Source organism: Streptomyces sp. PKA51 (assembly GCF_057552455.1).
On the sequence record NZ_BAAJPZ010000024.1, the window covers coordinates 24,340 to 42,499 of the forward strand.

Consider the following 18,160-nt stretch of genomic DNA (forward strand, 5'->3'; position numbering starts at 1 on the left):
CGTGCGCCCGGCCGCACCCGCCCCGCCGCCCCCGACGGCCGGCCAGCTCGCCTCCGTCGAGCGCGCCATCCGCCGCATGCGCGACCACCTCGGCGAGGTCCAGTGCCTCACCGACCACGCCGAGGCCGGCCTGTTCAGCCCCTTCCACTTCCATCGCGTCTTCCGCAGCGTCACCGCCGTCACCCCGGCCCGCTTCCTGGCCGCACTGCGCATGGCGGAGGCCCAGCGCCTGATGCTGCGCGGCTCACCCCGGGTCACCGACGTGTGCACCGCCGTCGGCTACTCCAGCCTCGGCACCTTCACCACCCAGTTCACCCGGCTCGTCGGCATGCCGCCCAGCCGCTTCAAGGCCCTGGCCGAACGGTACGGCGACCGCCGCGTCGGCGACGTCGTGGACACCGCCCCCCTGCCCCCGCCCGCGCACGGCATCACGGGCCGCGTCACCGGCCGCGTCCCCGCCGACGGCATCGTCCTCGCCGGCCTCTTCCCCCACGGCGTCCCCCAGGACCTCCCCCTGGCCTGCACGGTCGTCCCCACCCCCGCCTCCGTGCACCTGCGCCCCCCGCCCGGCCCCGGCCACCAGATCCTGGCCGTGTGCTTCGACCGCGCCACCCGCGTGGCCGACGCCCTCGACGACCCGACCGGCGCCCACCGCCTGGTGGCCGCCACCCCGGCCCCACCCCGAGGCCCCTTCCCCCTCCACCTCCGCCCCCCGACCCTCAGCGACCCCCCGATCGTCCTGGCCCTGCCACTGCTGCTGGCCACGGAAACCCGATGACACCCGCGCCGCCGGCGCGCCAACCTGGACCCATGGACGAACGACGCACCGTACGCATCTCCAAGTACCTCTCCAAGCACCTGCGCCACGAGCCCGCCCGCATCGGGATCGAGCTCGACGAGCACGGCTGGGTGGCCGTCGACGTCCTCCTGACCGCGGCCGCCGCGCACGGCTTCACCGTGAGCCGGGAGGAGCTGGAACACGTCGTGGCCGCCAACGACAAGCAGCGCTTCGAACTCGACACCGACCGCATCAGAGCCCGCCAGGGCCACTCGGTCACCGTCGACCTCGCCCTGCCCCCGGCGCAGCCGCCCGCGTACCTCTACCACGGCACGGTGGCCCGCAGCGTCGCCGCCATCCGCGCCGAGGGCCTGCGCCCCATGGCCCGCCACCACGTCCACCTCTCCCCGGACCGCGAAACCGCCACCCGCGTCGGCGCCCGCCGCGGCACCCCGGTCGTCCTCGCGGTGGACGCGGCCGCAATGCACCGAGCCGGCCACGTCTTCCACGTGACCGGCAACGGAGTGTGGCTGACGGCGGCGGTACCACCGGAGTTCGTGCGGTTTCCCGGGTGAAACGGGGCGCCAGCCTTGAGCGCCCTGCCGTATCGACGTATGCCCGGCCACACTTCGGCACATGGGGGACAACGGGATATGGGTTGCCGCGCTGACCGCTGCCACGGCGGTTCTGGCCAGTTGGGTGACCAGCCGCGGTCACACCAGGGCCGCCCGGGTACAGGCAGAGGCGGCCGCAGAGGTGCAGGAAGCTGCTCGGCGTCGTCATGCCCGTCGGGACGCGTACCTTGCTTTCGTGGAACAGGCGCACCTCACGGGAGTCGAGTACCGGGAGGTCCCTACCATCCTGGGGCTGGAAGACCCCACTCAGCGCCGGGCTGCTCTTGAGGAACATCAGCAACACTTGCGAGAGCAATACGGCCGATTCAGGCACTGTGTACAACTTGTGGCCCTGGACGGCGAGGCGGAGACGATCCAGGCTGCGTACGCCGTGTCCGATGCCTCGCGCGCGATCTACATGGTGCTGGGGCACATAGCGCGTGGTACAGCGGAGGCAACCGCGTATTTTCGATTGATCGACGAGTACTGGCGCGCGGTCTCGGCGTTCGTCGAGGCAGCCCGAGACACGCGGTTCTAGGACCTGTCCGGCGGATCGTGCAGCGCCCGGTGAGGGGCGCGGTGCGGTGTCGATCTGCGGCTGCTGCCGCACGGGCGCGACGAGCCACGACGCGCCTGCAGAGGGAGTGCCGCCCTCCGCCCGGCCCCTGGGGTAGTGCGTGGGCTGCGGGCCGTCGGTGGCCGATCGCGCAGTTCCCCGCGCCCCTTCGGGGCGCCGTGCTGCCGCATGACGAAGATCCACCGGACAGGCCCTGGTCGATGCCCTTGCGGCGAGGGCTTTGCGTGCCAGGATGAGGTGATCATGCCCACCGGCCAGGGGAGAGCCACAGTGAACCACCGCACCGCCACCGCCTTACTCGGTGTTGTGATCGCCGCAGCAGGACTCACCGCATGCGGCAGCGACAAGGGGGACAAGGATGCGGTGAAGCCTCCGCCGTCGGTTGCGTCGAGCGCACCCGCAGCACCCGCAGCACCCGCAGCGCCCTCGGCGCCCGTCGCATCCGGCAAGGCACTGGCCGAAGGTGAGGCGAAGAGCGGGATTCCGCCCAAGCCTGATGCCGTCACGCAGGCCGTCTACATCCGGGCCCTCGCAGCGATCTCCCCGGCTCTCGTCAACGGCAGGGAAGACCGCGCCGTCAGCCGCGGACGCGACACCTGCGGCACCATCCACTCGTTCCCGGCCGACCACGGCAAGCAGGTGAGCCTCACGCAGCGACGTTTCAGCGGTGCGACGCAGGTCACCGAGGCGCAGGCCGAGAGGATCCTCACTGTGGTGCAGGAACACCTTTGCCGAGTCCGGTAGCGGGCACGGCCAGGGCCATGCAAAAGGGGCGGGTACACGCAAGCGTGTACCCGCCCCGGCGGCCGTGGGGCCGGATCAGCACTCGATGACGTTGACGGCCAGGCCGCCTCGTGCCGTCTCCTTGTACTTGACCTTCATGTCCGCGCCCGTCTCCTTCATGGTCTTGATGACCTTGTCGAGGGACACGTGGTGGCGGCCGTCGCCGCGCAGGGCCATGCGGGCGGCGGTGACGGCCTTGGCGGCGGCCATGCCGTTGCGCTCGATGCAGGGGATCTGGACGAGGCCGCCGACGGGGTCGCAGGTCAGGCCCAGGTTGTGCTCCATGCCGATCTCGGCCGCGTTCTCGACCTGCTCGGGGGTGCCGCCGAGGACCTCGGCGAGGCCGCCGGAGGCCATGGAGCAGGCGGAGCCGACCTCGCCCTGGCAGCCGACCTCGGCGCCGGAGATGGAGGCGTTCTCCTTGAAGAGCATGCCGATGGCGCCGGCGGCGAGGAGGAAGCGGACGATGCCGTCCTCGTCGGCGCCGGGCACGAAGTTCATGTAGTAGTGCAGGACGGCCGGGATGATGCCGGCGGCGCCGTTGGTGGGGGCGGTGACGACGCGGCCGCCGGCGGCGTTCTCCTCGTTGACGGCCATGGCGTAGACGGTGATCCACTCCATGGCGCGGGCCTGGGCGTCGCCCTCGGCGCGCAGCTGGCGGGCGGTGCTGGCGGCGCGGCGGCGGACCTTCAGGCCGCCGGGGAGGATGCCCTCGCGGGACATGCCGCGCGTGACGCACGCCTGCATGACGCGCCAGATCTCCAGCAGGCCCTCGCGGATCTCGGTCTCCGTGCGCCAGGCCTTCTCGTTCTCCATCATCATCGCGGAGATCGACAGGCCGGATTCGCGGGACATGCGCAGCAGCTCGTCGCCGGTGCGGAAGGGGTACTTGAGGACGGTGTCGTCGAGGACGATGCGGTCGGCGCCGACGGCGTCCTCGTCGACGACGAAGCCGCCGCCGACGGAGTAGTAGGTCTTCTCCAGCAGGGGCGCGCCGGTCTCGTCGTAGGCGGCGAGGGTCATGCCGTTGGCGTGGTACGGCAGGGCGCGGCGGCGGTGCAGGATCAGCTGGGTGGACTCGTCGAAGTCGATCTCGTGGTCGGTGCCGATCTCGGCGCCGAGCAGGCGCAGCCGCTTGGTGGTGCGGATGCGCTCGACCTCGTCGTCGGCGATCTCGACGTCGACGGTGCGGGGGGAGTGGCCCTCCAGGCCGAGCAGGACGGCCTTGGGGGTGCCGTGGCCGTGGCCGGTGGCGCCGAGGGAGCCGAAGAGCTCGGCCCGCACGGCGGTGGTCTGGGCCAGCAGGCCGTCCTTCTTCAGGCGGCCCACGAACATGCGGGCGGCGCGCATGGGGCCGACCGTGTGAGAGCTGGACGGGCCTATGCCGATCGAGAAGAGATCGAATACGGAGATGGCCACGGTGGCTGCTCCTCGGGTCGGTGGTGGTACGGGGGTCGTGCGGCGGGCGTGGGGGAGCGCAGGGGGTACGCGGGGGTGTCACGCCCTGTGACGCGTGGGGTGCGCCACGTGGTGCGGGGCATCCCGCCCACTTCTCCAGTGTGCGGGATGCCCCGTACCAACCGGTTAATCCGGCGTGAATGCGGTGCCGCGTGCTACTTCAGGCCGGGGTACAGCGGGTGCTTCGCGGCCAGGGCCGTGACGCGTCCGCGCAGGGCCTCGGTGTCGCAGGACGGCTTGAGGGCCTCGGCGATGATGTCGGCGACCTCGCGGAAGTCCTCGGCCTGGAAGCCGCGGGTGGCCAGGGCCGGGGTGCCGATGCGCAGGCCGGAGGTGACCATCGGCGGGCGCGGGTCGTTCGGGATGGCGTTGCGGTTGACCGTGATGCCGGCCTCGTGGAGGCGGTCCTCGGCCTGCTGGCCGTCGAGCTCGCTGTTGCGCAGGTCGACCAGGACGAGGTGGACGTCCGTGCCGCCGGAGAGCACGGAGACGCCGGCCTCGCGCACGTCGTCCTGCATCAGGCGCTCGGCGAGGATCTTCGCGCCCTCCAGGGTGCGGCGCTGGCGGTCCTTGAACTCCTCGCTGGCCGCGACCTTGAAGGCCACCGCCTTGGCGGCGATCACGTGCTCCAGCGGGCCGCCCTGCTGGCCGGGGAAGACCGCGGAGTTGATCTTCTTGGCGAGCTCGGCCGTGGACAGGATCACACCGCCGCGCGGGCCGCCGAGGGTCTTGTGCGTGGTGGTGGTCACCACGTGCGCGTGCGGCACCGGGGAGGGGTGCAGCCCGGCGGCGACCAGGCCCGCGAAGTGGGCCATGTCGACCATCAGGTACGCGCCGACCTCGTCGGCGATCCGGCGGAAGGCCGCGAAGTCCAGCTGGCGCGGGTAGGCGGACCAGCCGGCGACGATCAGCTTCGGGCGGTGCTCCTTGGCGAGGCGCTCGACCTCCTCCATGTCCACCCGGTTGGTCTGCTCGTCGACGTGGTAGGCGACCACGTTGTAGAGCTTGCCGGAGAAGTTGATCTTCATGCCGTGGGTCAGGTGCCCGCCGTGCGCGAGGTTCAGACCCAGGATGGTGTCGCCCGGGTTGAGCAGGGCGAACATCGCCGCGGCGTTGGCCTGCGCGCCGGAGTGCGGCTGCACGTTGGCGTGCTCGGCGCCGAAGAGCGCCTTGATGCGGTCGATGGCGATCTGCTCGACGACGTCGACGTGCTCGCAGCCGCCGTAGTAGCGGCGCCCCGGGTAGCCCTCGGCGTACTTGTTGGTGAGGACGGAGCCCTGGGCCTCCATGACCGCGACCGGAGCGAAGTTCTCCGAGGCGATCATCTCGAGGGTGGACTGCTGGCGGTGGAGTTCGGCGTCGACCGCGGCGGCGACGTCGGGGTCGAGCTCATGGAGGGAGCTGTTGAGGAGCGACATGAGTTCTTCCTGGACGAGGGAGGGGAGAGCGGGGTTCAGCCGGCGAAGTCGGTGTACTCGTCGGCGGACAGCAGGTCCGCCGGCTCGTCCGTGATCTTCACCTTGAACAGCCAGCCGCCCTCGAACGGGGCGGTGTTCACCAGCGCGGGGTCGTTCACCACGTCCTCGTTGGCCGCGACGACCTCGCCGGTGACCGGGGAGTACAGGTCGCTGACCGACTTCGTCGACTCCAGTTCGCCACAGGTCTCGCCCGCGGTGACGGTGTCCCCGACCGCCGGGAGCTGGGCGTAGACGACGTCACCGAGCGCGTTGGCCGCGAATTCGGTGATGCCGACCGTCGCCACGCCGTTCTCGTCGGCGGCCGAGAGCCACTCGTGCTCCTTGGAGTAACGGAGCTGCTGGGGGTTGCTCATGGCTAGATTCTCCTGTACGCGCGTGAGTGCTTGTGCAAGGGGTCTTGACAGGTGAGATGAGAGGGTCTCAGCGTTCCCGCTTGTAGAAGGGGAGCGCCACGACCTCGTACGGCTCATGGGTGCCGCGAATGTCCACGGACACCCCTTCCGTACCCGGGGCGGCGTGGGCCACGTCGACGTACGCCATCGCGATCGGCTTGCCGAGCGTGGGGGAGGGGGCGCCGGAGGTGACCTCGCCGACGACCTCGCCGCCCGCCACGACGGCGAAGCCGGCGCGCGGCACCCGGCGGCCGGCGGCGATCAGGCCCACCAGCTTGCGCGGCGGCGCGCTCTCGGCGCGCTCGGCAGCGGCGGCCAGCGCCTCGCGGCCCACGAAGTCGCCCGCCTTGTCGAACTTCACCACGCGGCCCAGGCCCGCGTCGAAGGGGGTCAGCGAGGTGGTCAGCTCGTGCCCGTACAGCGGCATGCCCGCCTCCAGGCGCAGGGTGTCCCGGCAGGACAGCCCGCACGGCACCAGGCCCGCGTCCGCGCCCGCCTCGGTCAGCGCCTGCCACAGCTTCTCGGCGTCGCCCGGGGCCACGAACAGCTCGAAGCCGTCCTCGCCCGTGTAGCCGGTGCGGGCGATCAGCGCCGGGACGCCGGCGACGGTGCCCGGCAGGCCCGCGTAGTACTTCAGCCCGTCCAGGTCGGCGTCCGTGACCGACTTCAGGATCGCCGGGGAGGCCGGGCCCTGGATCGCGATCAGCGCGTAGGCGTCGCGGTCGTCACGCACGACCGCGTCGAAACCGGCGGCCCGCTCGGTCAGCGCGTCCAGCACGACCTGCGCGTTCGAGGCGTTGGCGACGACCATGAACTCCTGCTCGGCCAGGCGGTAGACGATCAGGTCGTCCACGATGCCGCCGTCGGCGTTGCAGATCATCGTGTAGCGGGCCCGGCCGACGGCCAGCGCGGAGATGTTGCCGACGAGGGCGAAGTCCAGGGCCCGGCCGGCCTCGGCACCCGTGAGGGTGATCTCGCCCATGTGCGAGAGGTCGAACAGGCCGGCGCGGGTGCGCACCGCCACGTGCTCGTCGCGCTCGCTGCCGTAGCGCAGCGGCATGTCCCAGCCCGCGAAGTCGGTCATGGTCGCGCCGAGCGCGCGGTGCAGCGCGTCCAGGGCGGTACGGCGGGGGGCGTCGGTCGTCATGGTCAGGCTCCCGGGCAAGAAGTCACGGAGGTACCGAGGAATCGGGGCCTCCCCATCTGTCATCGGAACCTGAGAGGTTCACCGGGAGCCCCTTGGGAGAGCCCGGCTTGCACCTTGGGTGGGACCGCCGGGGCGGCCCGCTTTTCAGATCTGCCTCACCCTCGCGGTATCGGGGCCTGAGAGATTCAAGGGAGGAACTTGCTCCTTCGGCGCCCGGTGCACGGCGCAATGCGCCCACCAGGACTCTCCCGCGCGGATTCGAGCGGCCAATATGCAGTTGGTCGTGCGATTGTCGAGCGTGCCGATGGCGCTTGGCGCGCACATCATTGCACGTACGGCCGTGCGACGGACCGCCCACCAGGTCCCGATTTGGATTACCTTTCCTTTGCGTACGAAAGGAGGGGGCGACGGTCACGGTGCGTACGGGGGGAGTGGCGGGCGTGGTCGACCTGCGCGGCGGGACGGTCGAGGAGCTGCGCTACCGGGCCGGGGACCTGGTCGTCGTCTCCGGGCTGCCCGGAGCCGGCAAGTCCACCCTGATGCGGCGCGTGGTCGGGCCCGGCGTGCACCGCGTGGACTCCCAGGACACCCGCCGCCGCATCGAACGCCGCGTACCCCGCCGGCTGCCGTACGCCGCCTACCGGCCGGCCGCCCGGCTCGCGCACTACGCCGCCCTGTGGCGCGCCCTGCGCACCGGGCACAGCGTCGTCGTGCACGACTGCGGGCAGTGGGGCTGGGTGCGGTGGTGGCTGGCGCGCGAGGCGCGGCGGCGGGGGCGGCGGCTGCACGTGGTGATGCTGGTCGTGGACGCGGCGCAGGCGCGGGCGGGCCAGCGGGCCCGCGGCCGCGGCGTGCCGCCGCGCTCGTTCGCCCGCCACCGGCGGGCGATGCGGCGGCTGGTGACCGATGCGGAGGCCGGCCGCATGCCCCGCGGCGCCGCGTCGGCGACCCTCCTGGACCGCGGGGCCGCGGACGCGCTGCAGAAGCTGACGTTCGCCTGCAGCGCCCCGTAGGGGCGCGGGGAACTGCGCGACAAGCCACGACGCGCCCGCAGGCGGAGTGCCGTGCTCGGCTGCAGGCCGTCGGTGGCCGAGCGCGCAGTTCCCCGCGCCCCTACGGGGCGCCGTAGTGCCGCCTGGGCGGAGCCCCGGGTGCGGCCCACCCCCCGTACCACGGCCCAGGCGCAGCCGTTAAGGTGCGGGAGCGTGAGCAACTGCGCCTGGCCCGCCAATGAACTCGAGGAAGTCCTCGCCGCCTCCGTCGGCGTCCCCGACGCCGCCCCGCGCATCCTCGACGTGCTCGGCCGCAGCAGTGTGTGGGTGCCGCTGCCCAAGGGCGGGGGGCCGCAGAGCGCGGATCTGGATCTGCCGGCGATCGAGCTGGACGGGGCCGCGTTCGTGCCGGTGTTCAGTTCGCACGAGCAGTTCCTCGCCGTGGCCGGGCCGGCCATGGCGTTCGCGGTGGCTCCGGCCGTGGAGTTCGCGCGGGGGCTGCCTCCGCAGGTCGGCATCGTGGTGAATCCGGAGGGCACGGTGGGGGTGCCGTTGCCGCCGCCGGCCGTCGCACAGTTGTGCAGGGTGGGGCGGGCGGCGTGGGAGGGGGATCCCACGGGCGGCCGGGTGCGGTTGTTCGAGCCGGACTGGCAGGAGGAGCCGACGGCGTTCCTGGCGGCGGCGGGCCTGGAGCTGGCGGCCGCGGGTCCGGTGCGGACCGCGCGCCGTGCGCTGGCGAGCGTGGAGGGTGCCGATCCGGCGCTGTTCATCGGGGTGGAGCTGGATCTTCCGGATCCCGGCAGCCGGGGCGCCGCGATGGAGGCGGTGGGCCGGGCACTGGCCACGGCTCCCGTGGCATGGCCGGTGCAGCTGGTGTTCCTGGACGTGGCGGACGACCCGGTGGGGCACTGGATGCGGGAGAAGCTGCGTCCGTTCTACGACCGCGACCTGTACTCGTAAGCTTGGTGGCAACACACGGCCGAGAGACAAGGCGGACCCAGGTGAGCGCGGGCGCGGAGAGCGGCGTCGAGCAGGTGCTGCGCCAAGTGGCGCCGGGCCGGTACGACGCGTACGAGGCGCTGCTGCGGGCCGTGGCCGAGGGTCGGGTGTGGATGCTGCTGTGGCACGGCGAGCCGGGCTCGCCGGAGGCGCAGTACGGCAACATGGAGGTCGAGGGCCTCGGTTACGCCCCGTGCGTGACCTCCGCCCAGGAGCTCGCCGCCAGCGGCTGGAACCGCTCCCACGAGGTCGTCCCCGGTCGTACGGTGGCCGCCTCCCTGTACCCCGACCGCTGGGGCCTGTGGCTCAACCCGCACGCGCCCGGCGGGGGCGTCGGCATTCCCTGGGCGGACCTGCGCCGCGTCGCCGAGGGCATGGAGCGGCTGCCGGCCGGGCCGCTGCAGCTGAGCGAACCGGCCGTGGAGATCCCGCAGTTCTACGCCCTGCTGGGGCAGAACGCCCACCGTACGCCGGTCGTGCGCACCCTGCGCCGGGCCTGGGTGCAGCCGGCCCTGGGCACCCCGTACCTGTGCATCGGTCTGGACCTGTACGACAGCTCGCCGGCGGCCGTCGAGGCCGTGCGGCAGATGATGCAGCAGTCGGTCGGCGTGGTGCCCGAGGGGCTGCCGGTGTCGACGGTGTCGATGGCCGACGAGTACGACCCGGTCGCGCTGTGGATGCGGGCCCATGCCCGGCCCTTCTTCGACCGTGACGCCTACGGCGGCGGTGCCGTCGCGCCGGCCGGGCCCTCGGGTGCCTACGGCTACCCGCAGCCGCCCCAGGGCTGGCAGGCCGGGGCGTACTGACCTGCGCGCCCTGCAGGCGCGCACCGGGCAGTCGACCGCGCTGTCCGGATAACGGAACCCTCCATCACACATCACGGTTGCGCATACATTGCGGGCGAGGGCTGGCGAGTGATCGCCGACGCGATGAAGACTCCCGCCAACAAGAGACGGCCCGGCCGGCATCACGGCGCGTCACGGGCGCTCTTTCCCGAACCTCCGCTCCATCTGCACCACTTGCACATCTCCCGTACATGTGAGTACCAGGCCGCGAGTGTTGCGGCGGGCGTGGGCCGGTCACCTCCGGCCGAGAGGGGTCGTTGGCACAGTGACCGCACCTATCGAGACCACGGGGTCGGCCGCCGGGGCGCAGCCGGAAGCCGTTCTGGCCGGTGCCCGCAAGAGCCAGATCGAGGGTCGATCACTCACGCAGATCGCCTGGCTGCGCTTCAAGCGGGACAAGGTGGCCGTGGCCGGCGGGATCGTGGTGATCCTGCTGATCCTCCTCGCCGTCCTGGCCAAGCCGATCGAGGCCGTCTTCGGACTGGATCCCAACGAGTTCCACCAGGACCTCATCGACCCCAGCCTGCTCGCGCCCAAGGACGCCTGGGGCGGCATGAGTTGGGAACATCCGCTGGGCGTCGACCCGCAGTACGGCCGCGACATCCTGGCGCGCATCATCGAGGGCTCGTGGGTCTCCCTGCTGGTCGCCACCGGGGCCACCCTGCTGTCCGTGGTGATCGGCACCGTGCTGGGCGTGGTCGCCGGGTACTACGGCGGCTGGGCGGACACCGTGATCAGCAGGATGATGGACACCTTCCTGGCCTTCCCGCTGCTGCTGTTCGCCATCTCCATCTCCGCGGCCCTGCAGGACGGCGCCTTCGGACTGTCCGGCCTGCCGCTGCGCATCAGCGTGCTCATCTTCGTGATCGGCTTCTTCAACTGGCCCTACATGGGCCGCATCGTGCGGGCCCAGACGCTCAGCCTGCGCGAACGCGAGTTCGTCGAGGCGTCGCGCAGCCTCGGTGCCCGGGGGACGTTCATCCTCTTCCGCGAGCTGCTGCCCAACCTGGTCGCGCCGATCCTGGTGTACTCCACGCTGCTGATCCCGACCAACATCCTCTTCGAGGCCGCGCTGAGCTTCCTCAGCGTCGGCATCGCGCCGCCGCAGGCCTCCTGGGGCGGCATGCTCAGCCAGGCCACGGACCTCTACCAGGCCGACCCGCAGTACATGTTCGTGCCCGGCCTCGCCATCTTCATCACGGTGCTGGCCTTCAACCTGCTCGGGGACGGGCTGCGGGACGCGCTCGACCCGCGCAGCAAGTGATCCCGGGCCACCGGACCGCTCCACACCTCTGTCACACCTCTCCACAGCAAGCGATCAGCGGCGGCCCTTGTGGTCCACCGTGCCACGAAGACGAAAGAGGGGGCTTTCCTCAGGTGAAGACGAAGAGAACGACGGTTGCGATCGCCACGGCGGTGGTGCTGGCCCTGGGGGCGTCCGCGTGCGGCGGCTCCGACGACAAGAGCGACGGCGGCAAGGGCGGCGGCAGCTCGGCGGCCAACGCCGCACTGACCGGGCTCGCCAACAAGTCGGACAAGAAGGGCGGCACGCTCGCCTTCGAGATGGCGGACGCCGCCGACTCGCTGGACCCGGGCAACACCTACTACGGCTGGGTGCAGAACTTCGCCCGGCTCTACGGGCGCACGCTCACCATGTTCAAGCCGGCCCCCGGCAAGGAGGGCCTGAAGGTCGTGCCGGACCTGGCCGAGGGCCTGGGCAAGCCGAGTGCGGACGCCAAGACGTGGACGTACAAGCTCCGGGCGGGCCTGAAGTACGAGGACGGCTCGCCGATCACCTCGAAGGACGTCAAGTACGCGATCGAGCGCAGCAACTTCGCGCCCGAGGCCCTGTCCAACGGCCCCACCTACTTCAAGGCCCACCTCGAGGGCGGCGACAAGTACGAGGGCCCGTACAAGGACAAGTCGCCCGAGGGGATCAAGTCCATCGAGACGCCGGACGACCAGACGATCGTCTTCCACCTCAAGGACGCCTTCGCGGACTTCGACTACCTGGCGACCTTCTCGCAGACCGCGCCGGTCCCCCAGAAGGCCGACAAGGGCGCCCAGTACGTCCAGCACGTCATCTCCTCCGGCCCGTACAAGTTCGAGTCGTACGAGGAGGGCAAGGGCGCCACGCTGGTGCGCAACGCGCAGTGGGACCCCAAGACGGACCCCAACCGCCCGGCGCTGCCCGACAAGATCACCATCAAGTTCAAGGTCAACCAGGTCACGGTCGACAACAACCTGCTCAACGACAGCATCGGCGTCGACGCCGGCGGTGCGGGCGTCGCCCCGCAGACCCAGCCGAAGGTGCTGCGCGACGCCAAGCTGAAGAACCAGACGGACAACCCGTACGCCAGCGCCACCGGCTACATCGGCCTGAACCTGAAGGTGAAGCCGTTCGACAACATCCACTGCCGCAAGGCCGTGCAGTGGGGCATCGACAAGGTCTCCGTCCAGGAGGCCATGGGCGGTGACCCGAAGGGCGACGTGGCCAGCACGCTGCTGCCGCCGTCCGTCGACGGCTACACCAAGTTCGACCTCTACCAGACGCCCGGCAGCAAGGGCGACATCGACAAGGCCAAGGCCGAGCTGAAGGAATGCGGTCAGCCGAATGGTTTCTCCACCAATCTGACGGCCCGCTCGGACCGCCCGGCGGAGATGGCCATGGCCACGGCCGTGCAGGCGTCGATGAAGAAGATCGGCATCAACGTCGAGATCAAGTCCTTCCCGACCGGCAAGTACTTCACCAACTTCGCCGGCGTCCCGGACTACGTCCACAGCCACAACCTGGGCATGCTCATGACCGCCTGGGGTCCTGACTGGCCGACCGGCTTCGGCTTCCTCGACCAGATCGCCAACGGCTCCGCCATCAAGCCCTCCGGCGGCAACAACGTCCAGGAGCTCGACGACCCGCAGGTCAACAAGGCCCTCAACGAGGGCATCGCCAACACCGACGCCGCGGCCCGCGCCAAGGCATGGGGCGAGGTGGACAAGCTGATCGCGGAGAACGCCTCCGCCGTGCCGCTGGTCTACCGCAAGAACCTGCTCCTGCGGCCGAAGTCGGCCACCAACGTCACCGTCGACCAGGCCTACCTCGGCACGTACAACTACCTGCTGATGGGCTCCGCCAAGTAGCCGCGGCACCGTCCGCCGAAGAGTTTCGAAAGGCAGGTGAAGGCACCTGCGGCCGCCGGACCGGAAAGGCCCGCCTTCCGGTCCGGCGCGCCCGGCGCCGCACAACTGTGGCTGCGTACATCATCCGACGCCTGTTCGCCGCGGTACTGCTGCTGCTGGTGGTCAGCGCAGTCACCTTCGCGATCTTCTTCCTCGTCCCCCGCATCGCCGGGCAGACGATGGACCAGCTCGCGACCCAGTACGTGGGCAAGGACGCCAACCCCGACACCGTCGCCGCGGTCAAGAAGAACCTCGGCTTCGACCAACCCATCTACCTTCAGTACTGGCACTTCATCAAGGCCCTCGTGGTCGGCGCCGACTACAGGTTCGGCCCCGACGCCGCGCACTGCTCGGCCCCGTGCTTCGGCTACTCCTTCAAGACCCATGTCGAGGTCTGGCCGCAGCTGACCTCCCGGATCCCCGTCACCCTGTCGCTGGCCGTCGGCGCCGCGGTGATCTGGGTGCTCTCCGGCGTGGCCATCGGCGTGCTCTCCGCGCTCAAGCGGGGCAGCCTGCTCGACCGCTTCTTCATGGGCGTGGCCCTGGCCGGCGTCTCGCTGCCGATCTTCTTCACCGGCATGCTGGCCCTGAACGTCCTGACGGTCGACGTAGAGATCTGGCACGGCATCAACTACGTCCCCTTCTCCGACGATCCCGCCCAGTGGGCCTGGAACCTGCTCGTGCCCTGGTGCAGCCTCGCCTTCCTCTACTCCGCCCTCTACGCCCGGCTCACCCGCGCCGGAATGCTGGAGACGATGAACGAGGACTACATCCGCACCGCCCGGGCCAAGGGCCTCACCGAACGCAAGGTCGTCGTCCGGCACGGGCTGCGCTCGGCCCTCACCCCCATCGTCACCATCTTCGGCATGGACTTCGGTCTGCTGCTCGGTGGCGCCGTCATCACCGAGTCGGTCTTCTCCTTCAAGGGCATCGGCGAGTACGCGGTCAAGGGAGTGACCGAGAACGACCTGCCCATCGTCATGGGCGTGACCCTGGTCGCCGCCTTCTTCATCGTCGTCTGCAACCTGCTGGTGGACCTGGTCTACGCGGCCATCGACCCCAGGGTGAGGTACTCGTGAGCGAGCACGCCGAAGCCTTCCTCTCCGTGCGCGACCTGCGCATCCACTTCGACACCGACGACGGCCTGGTCAAGTCCGTCGACGGCGTGAGCTTCGACGTGCGCGCCGGCAAGACCCTGGGCATCGTCGGCGAATCCGGCTCCGGCAAGTCGGTCACCTCGCTCGGCGTCATGGGCCTGCACCGCACCGCCCGGGCGAAGATCTCCGGCGAGGTCTGGCTCGACGGCGAGGAGCTCATCGCCGCCGACCCCGACCGGGTGCGCACCCTGCGCGGCCGCAAGATGGCCATGATCTTCCAGGACCCGCTGTCGGCCATGCACCCCTACTACACGGTCGGCAACCAGATCACCGAGGCGTACCGCACCCACCACGACGTCGACAAGAAGACCGCCCGCAAGCGGGCGATCGAGATGCTCGACCGGGTCGGCATCCCCCAGCCCGACCGGCGCGTCGACGACTACCCGCACCAGTTCTCCGGCGGCATGCGCCAGCGCGCCATGATCGCCATGGCGCTGGTCAACAACCCCGAGCTGCTCATCGCCGACGAACCCACCACCGCCCTCGACGTCACCGTCCAGGCCCAGATCCTCGACCTCATCCGGGACCTGCAGAAGGAGTTCGGCTCCGCGGTCGTCATCATCACCCACGACCTCGGCGTCGTCGCCGAGCTCGCCGACGACCTGCTGGTGATGTACGCCGGGCGGTGCGTGGAGCGCGGACCGGCCGAGAAGGTCTTCTCCTCGCCCCAGCACCCCTACACCTGGGGCCTGCTCGGCTCCATGCCGCGCATCGACCGCGCCCAGACCGAGCGGCTGATCCCGGTCAAGGGCTCGCCGCCCAGCCTGATCAACGTGCCGCCCGGCTGCGCCTTCAACCCCCGCTGCCCCTACGCCGACGTGCCACGCGACGGCATCACCCGCAGCGAGCGGCCCGAACTGCGCCTGGTGCCGGGTACCGACGACGGCCGGCCGCACCACTCCGCCTGCCACCTCTCGCCCGAGGAGCGCCTGCGGATCTGGACCGAAGAGATTGCGCCCAAGCTGTGAAGGACCACCAGATGACGATCCCCGAACAGCAGGCGCCCGCCGCCCCCGAGACCCTGCTGAAGGTCGAGGGCCTGGTCAAGCACTTCCCCATCACCAAGGGCCTGCTGCGCCGCCAGGTCGGGGCCGTGCGCGCCGTCGACGGCATCGACTTCGAGGTGCGCTCGGGGGAGACCCTGGGCGTGGTGGGGGAGTCCGGCTGCGGCAAGTCGACCATGGGCCGGCTCATCACCCGGCTGATCGAGCCGAGCGGGGGCAGGATCGAGTTCGAGGGGCGCGACATCAGCCACCTGGGCGTCTCCGGCATGCGACCGCTGCGCCGCGACGTCCAGATGATCTTCCAGGACCCGTACTCCTCGCTCAATCCCCGGCACACGGTCGGCACCATCGTCGGCGCGCCCTTCCGGCTGCAGGGCATCACGCCCGAGGGCGGGGTGAAGAAGGAGGTGCAGGGGCTGCTGGAGCTGGTGGGCCTGAACCCCGAGCACTACAACCGCTACCCCCACGAGTTCTCCGGCGGCCAGCGGCAGCGCATCGGCATCGCCCGGGCACTGGCCCTGAAGCCGAAGCTGGTCGTCGCCGACGAACCCGTCTCCGCCCTGGACGTCTCCATCCAGGCCCAGGTGGTCAACCTCCTGGACGACCTGCAGGACGAGCTGGGCCTGACGTACGTGATCATCGCCCACGACCTGTCGGTCATCCGGCACGTCTCCGACCGCATCGCCGTGATGTACCTCGGCAAGATCGTGGAGCTGACCGACCGCAGCTCGCTGTACGAGCGCCCCATGCACCCGTACACCAAGGCGCTGCTGTCGGCCGTGCCCGTGCCCGACCCCAAGCGGCGCGCCAAGCGGGAACGCATTCTGCTCAAGGGGGACGTGCCCTCGCCGATCTCCCCGCCGTCCGGCTGCCGCTTCCACACCCGCTGCTGGAAGGCGACGGAGGTGTGCAAGCAGCAGGAGCCCCCGCTGGCCGAACTGCGCACCGGCCACCGGGTGGCGTGCCACCACCCGGAGAACGCCCCGGAAGGCGCCGGTCCCACCGACGCAGTAACGGAAGGTGCGACCGGGTGAGGGCCGTGCCACGTTGGTGAGGACGCGAGTGCGGCGAGCGGGGAGGGTGCGGAGCCGGCCCGTTGCCGCAGGGGCCGGCAGGTTCGAAGGGACGGCTCATGGCACTCCCCCGCTCGATACGCCGGGCCCGCCCGGCCCGGCCGACTCACCCGGCCCAGCCGATGCGCCGGGCGGCGCTGATACGCCGGGCCGAGCTGATACGCCGGGCCCGGCTCGTACGCCCCGCCCGTCTGATACGCGCCGTGGGCGGGCGCCGGCGGGCCATCCGGCTCCTGGCCCTGGCGGTGGCCGTCGCCACCACCGCGGTCACGGCCTTCGCCCCCGACGACGACGCGGCCCCCGGCATCCACGGCATGCCCATGGCCGGGGCCCCCGGCATCGGCGACCCCTATTTCCCCGGGCTCGGCAACGGCGGCTTCGACGTCCGTCACTACGACCTCGACGTGGAGTACGCCCCCGCCTCCGGGCGCCTGGACGGCCGCACCACGATCACCGCCCGGGCCGTGCAGAGCCTGTACTCCTTCCACCTGGACCTGCAGCAGCTGGCCGTGAAGTCCGTCGAGGTGGACGGACTCCCGGCGGCCTTCACCCGCAGCGGCGACGACCTGCGCGTCCGCCCGGCCGTCCCGCTGGAGAAGGGCCGCACCTTCACCACCACCGTCGTCTACGGCGGCATACCCCAGGCGCTGAGCGGCCCCATCGTCTTCGGCTCGAAGTACGGCTGGATGAAGACCAAGGACGGCGTCTTCGTCGCCTGTGAGCCCAATGCGGCCTCCACCTGGTTCCCCTCCAGCGACCACCCCTCCGACAAGGCGACCTACGACATCCGCATCCGGGCGCCCAAGGGCCTGACCGCCGTCTCCAACGGCCGACTCCTGGCCACCCAGGACCGCGGCGGCACCACCGTGAGCCACTGGCGCGAGACCCGGCCCATGGCCACCTACGCGGTGACCGCCACCATCGGCAAGTTCGACGTCCGGCGCGGCACCACCCCCGGCGGCATCCCCATCTACGTGGCCACGGACCCGACGCTGCCCAAGGGCAAGCTCGACTTCTACGGCATCACCGCCGAGGCCACCGACTACTGGGCCGCCCTCTTCGGCCCCTATCCCTTCGAGGAGACCGGGGCCGTCGTCGACGACATGCCGCAGGCGGAGTTCTCGCTGGAGGCCCAGAGCAAGCCCGTCTACTCGGCCGTGCGCGACGAGTCGACGGTCGTCCACGAACTGGCCCACCAGTGGTTCGGCGACTCCCTGTCCATCGAGCGCTGGAAGGACATCTGGCTCAACGAGGGCTTCGCCACCTACGCCGAGTGGCTGTGGGCGGAGCACAAGCAGCACAAGAGCGCCCACCAGTCCTTCCTGGAGGCCTACAACCAGCGCAAGGCCGACGACCCCTTCTGGAAGGTCGACATCGCCGACCCGCAGCGCGACACCCTCTTCTCCCGCGCCGTCTACTTCCGGGGCGCCATGACCCTGCAGATGCTGCGCGAGCGCATAGGGGACCGGGCCTTCTTCCGGCTGCTGCCGCGGTGGACGCAGCTGCACCGCGGCGGAAACGTGCGCACCTCCCAGTTCATCGGCCTCGCCGAAGCGGTCTCCCACCAGGACCTCGGCGACCTGTTCGCCACCTGGCTGTCGCAGCCGGGCAAGCCCGCACTGCCGAAGAAATGACCGGGCTCCCCGCCGGTACGGAGCGTCCCACCCCTCGGGACGGGGACGGGGC

The 18,160-nt window shown here is 70.9% G+C and carries 17 protein-coding genes and 1 riboswitch; of the genes, 13 read left to right on the forward strand and 4 right to left on the reverse strand.

Annotated elements, in window-relative coordinates; genetic code table 11:
• Position 1 precedes the first annotated feature (1 nt).
• From AC27L3_RS26060 to AC27L3_RS26075, 4 genes are all read left to right on the forward strand, one after another.
• Positions 2–778 (forward strand): helix-turn-helix transcriptional regulator, encoded by a 777-nt coding sequence (locus AC27L3_RS26060; protein WP_487236500.1) that lies wholly within the window; start codon positions 2–4, stop codon positions 776–778.
• 32 nt (positions 779–810) lie between these two features.
• A complete protein-coding gene (locus AC27L3_RS26065) occupies positions 811–1,353 on the forward strand; it encodes an RNA 2'-phosphotransferase (protein ID WP_487236501.1) in 543 nt (180 codons plus the stop codon).
• A 61-nt stretch (positions 1,354–1,414) separates the two neighbouring features.
• A complete protein-coding gene (locus AC27L3_RS26070) occupies positions 1,415–1,930 on the forward strand; it encodes a hypothetical protein (protein ID WP_487236502.1) in 516 nt (171 codons plus the stop codon).
• Positions 1,931–2,239: 309 nt separating this feature from the next.
• On the forward strand, positions 2,240–2,713 hold the full coding sequence (locus AC27L3_RS26075) for a hypothetical protein (protein WP_487236503.1): 474 nt from the start codon (positions 2,240–2,242) through the stop codon (positions 2,711–2,713).
• 75 nt (positions 2,714–2,788) lie between these two features.
• Here the strand turns inward: AC27L3_RS26075 and AC27L3_RS26080 are convergent, their stop codons facing one another.
• The 4 genes from AC27L3_RS26080 to gcvT form a co-directional block, all read right to left on the reverse strand.
• Positions 2,789–4,171, reverse strand: a complete 1,383-nt coding sequence (locus AC27L3_RS26080; protein ID WP_344435797.1) for an L-serine ammonia-lyase — start codon at positions 4,169–4,171, stop codon at positions 2,789–2,791.
• 194 nt (positions 4,172–4,365) lie between these two features.
• Entirely contained in the window at positions 4,366–5,628 is a 1,263-nt protein-coding gene (gene glyA / locus AC27L3_RS26085; RefSeq protein WP_365966641.1) for a serine hydroxymethyltransferase, read from the reverse strand.
• A gap of 35 nt (positions 5,629–5,663) precedes the next feature.
• Positions 5,664–6,041, reverse strand: coding sequence for a glycine cleavage system protein GcvH (gene gcvH / locus AC27L3_RS26090; protein WP_487236504.1), 378 nt, complete (start codon positions 6,039–6,041; stop codon positions 5,664–5,666).
• A gap of 67 nt (positions 6,042–6,108) precedes the next feature.
• The gene (gene gcvT, locus AC27L3_RS26095) at positions 6,109–7,227 is read right to left on the reverse strand and encodes a glycine cleavage system aminomethyltransferase GcvT (RefSeq protein ID WP_487236505.1); all 1,119 of its coding nucleotides are present in this window, start codon (positions 7,225–7,227) and stop codon (positions 6,109–6,111) included.
• A gap of 154 nt (positions 7,228–7,381) precedes the next feature.
• Positions 7,382–7,488: riboswitch (glycine riboswitch) on the reverse strand.
• Between the two features lie 179 nt (positions 7,489–7,667).
• On the opposite strand from gcvT, the gene AC27L3_RS26100 reads away from it, so the two are divergent.
• From AC27L3_RS26100 to AC27L3_RS26140, 9 genes are all read left to right on the forward strand, one after another.
• The gene (locus AC27L3_RS26100; RefSeq protein WP_487236506.1) at positions 7,668–8,240 is read left to right on the forward strand and encodes an AAA family ATPase; all 573 of its coding nucleotides are present in this window, start codon (positions 7,668–7,670) and stop codon (positions 8,238–8,240) included.
• 192 nt (positions 8,241–8,432) lie between these two features.
• Positions 8,433–9,179, forward strand: coding sequence for an enhanced serine sensitivity protein SseB (locus AC27L3_RS26105; protein ID WP_487236507.1), 747 nt, complete (start codon positions 8,433–8,435; stop codon positions 9,177–9,179).
• 41 nt (positions 9,180–9,220) lie between these two features.
• Positions 9,221–10,024 (forward strand): enhanced serine sensitivity protein SseB C-terminal domain-containing protein, encoded by an 804-nt coding sequence (locus tag AC27L3_RS26110; RefSeq protein WP_487236508.1) that lies wholly within the window; start codon positions 9,221–9,223, stop codon positions 10,022–10,024.
• 304 nt (positions 10,025–10,328) lie between these two features.
• Positions 10,329–11,327, forward strand: a complete 999-nt coding sequence (locus AC27L3_RS26115) for an ABC transporter permease (RefSeq protein ID WP_344435809.1) — start codon at positions 10,329–10,331, stop codon at positions 11,325–11,327.
• 113 nt (positions 11,328–11,440) lie between these two features.
• Positions 11,441–13,201 (forward strand): ABC transporter substrate-binding protein, encoded by a 1,761-nt coding sequence (locus tag AC27L3_RS26120; protein ID WP_487236509.1) that lies wholly within the window; start codon positions 11,441–11,443, stop codon positions 13,199–13,201.
• Between the two features lie 107 nt (positions 13,202–13,308).
• Positions 13,309–14,319, forward strand: coding sequence for an ABC transporter permease (locus AC27L3_RS26125; protein WP_487236510.1), 1,011 nt, complete (start codon positions 13,309–13,311; stop codon positions 14,317–14,319).
• Positions 14,316–15,365 carry an ABC transporter ATP-binding protein gene (locus AC27L3_RS26130; RefSeq protein WP_487236511.1) on the forward strand — a complete coding sequence of 350 codons (1,050 nt, stop codon included), beginning with the start codon at positions 14,316–14,318 and terminating at the stop codon, positions 15,363–15,365. Before AC27L3_RS26125 ends, AC27L3_RS26130 begins: the two co-directional genes overlap by 4 nt.
• Positions 15,366–15,376: 11 nt before the next feature.
• Entirely contained in the window at positions 15,377–16,435 is a 1,059-nt protein-coding gene (locus tag AC27L3_RS26135) for an ABC transporter ATP-binding protein (RefSeq protein WP_487236512.1), read from the forward strand.
• A 98-nt stretch (positions 16,436–16,533) separates the two neighbouring features.
• Positions 16,534–18,108: a M1 family metallopeptidase gene (locus AC27L3_RS26140; protein ID WP_487236513.1), complete on the forward strand. Its 1,575-nt coding sequence runs from the start codon at positions 16,534–16,536 to the stop codon at positions 18,106–18,108.
• The last annotated feature ends 52 nt before the right edge of the window (positions 18,109–18,160 follow it).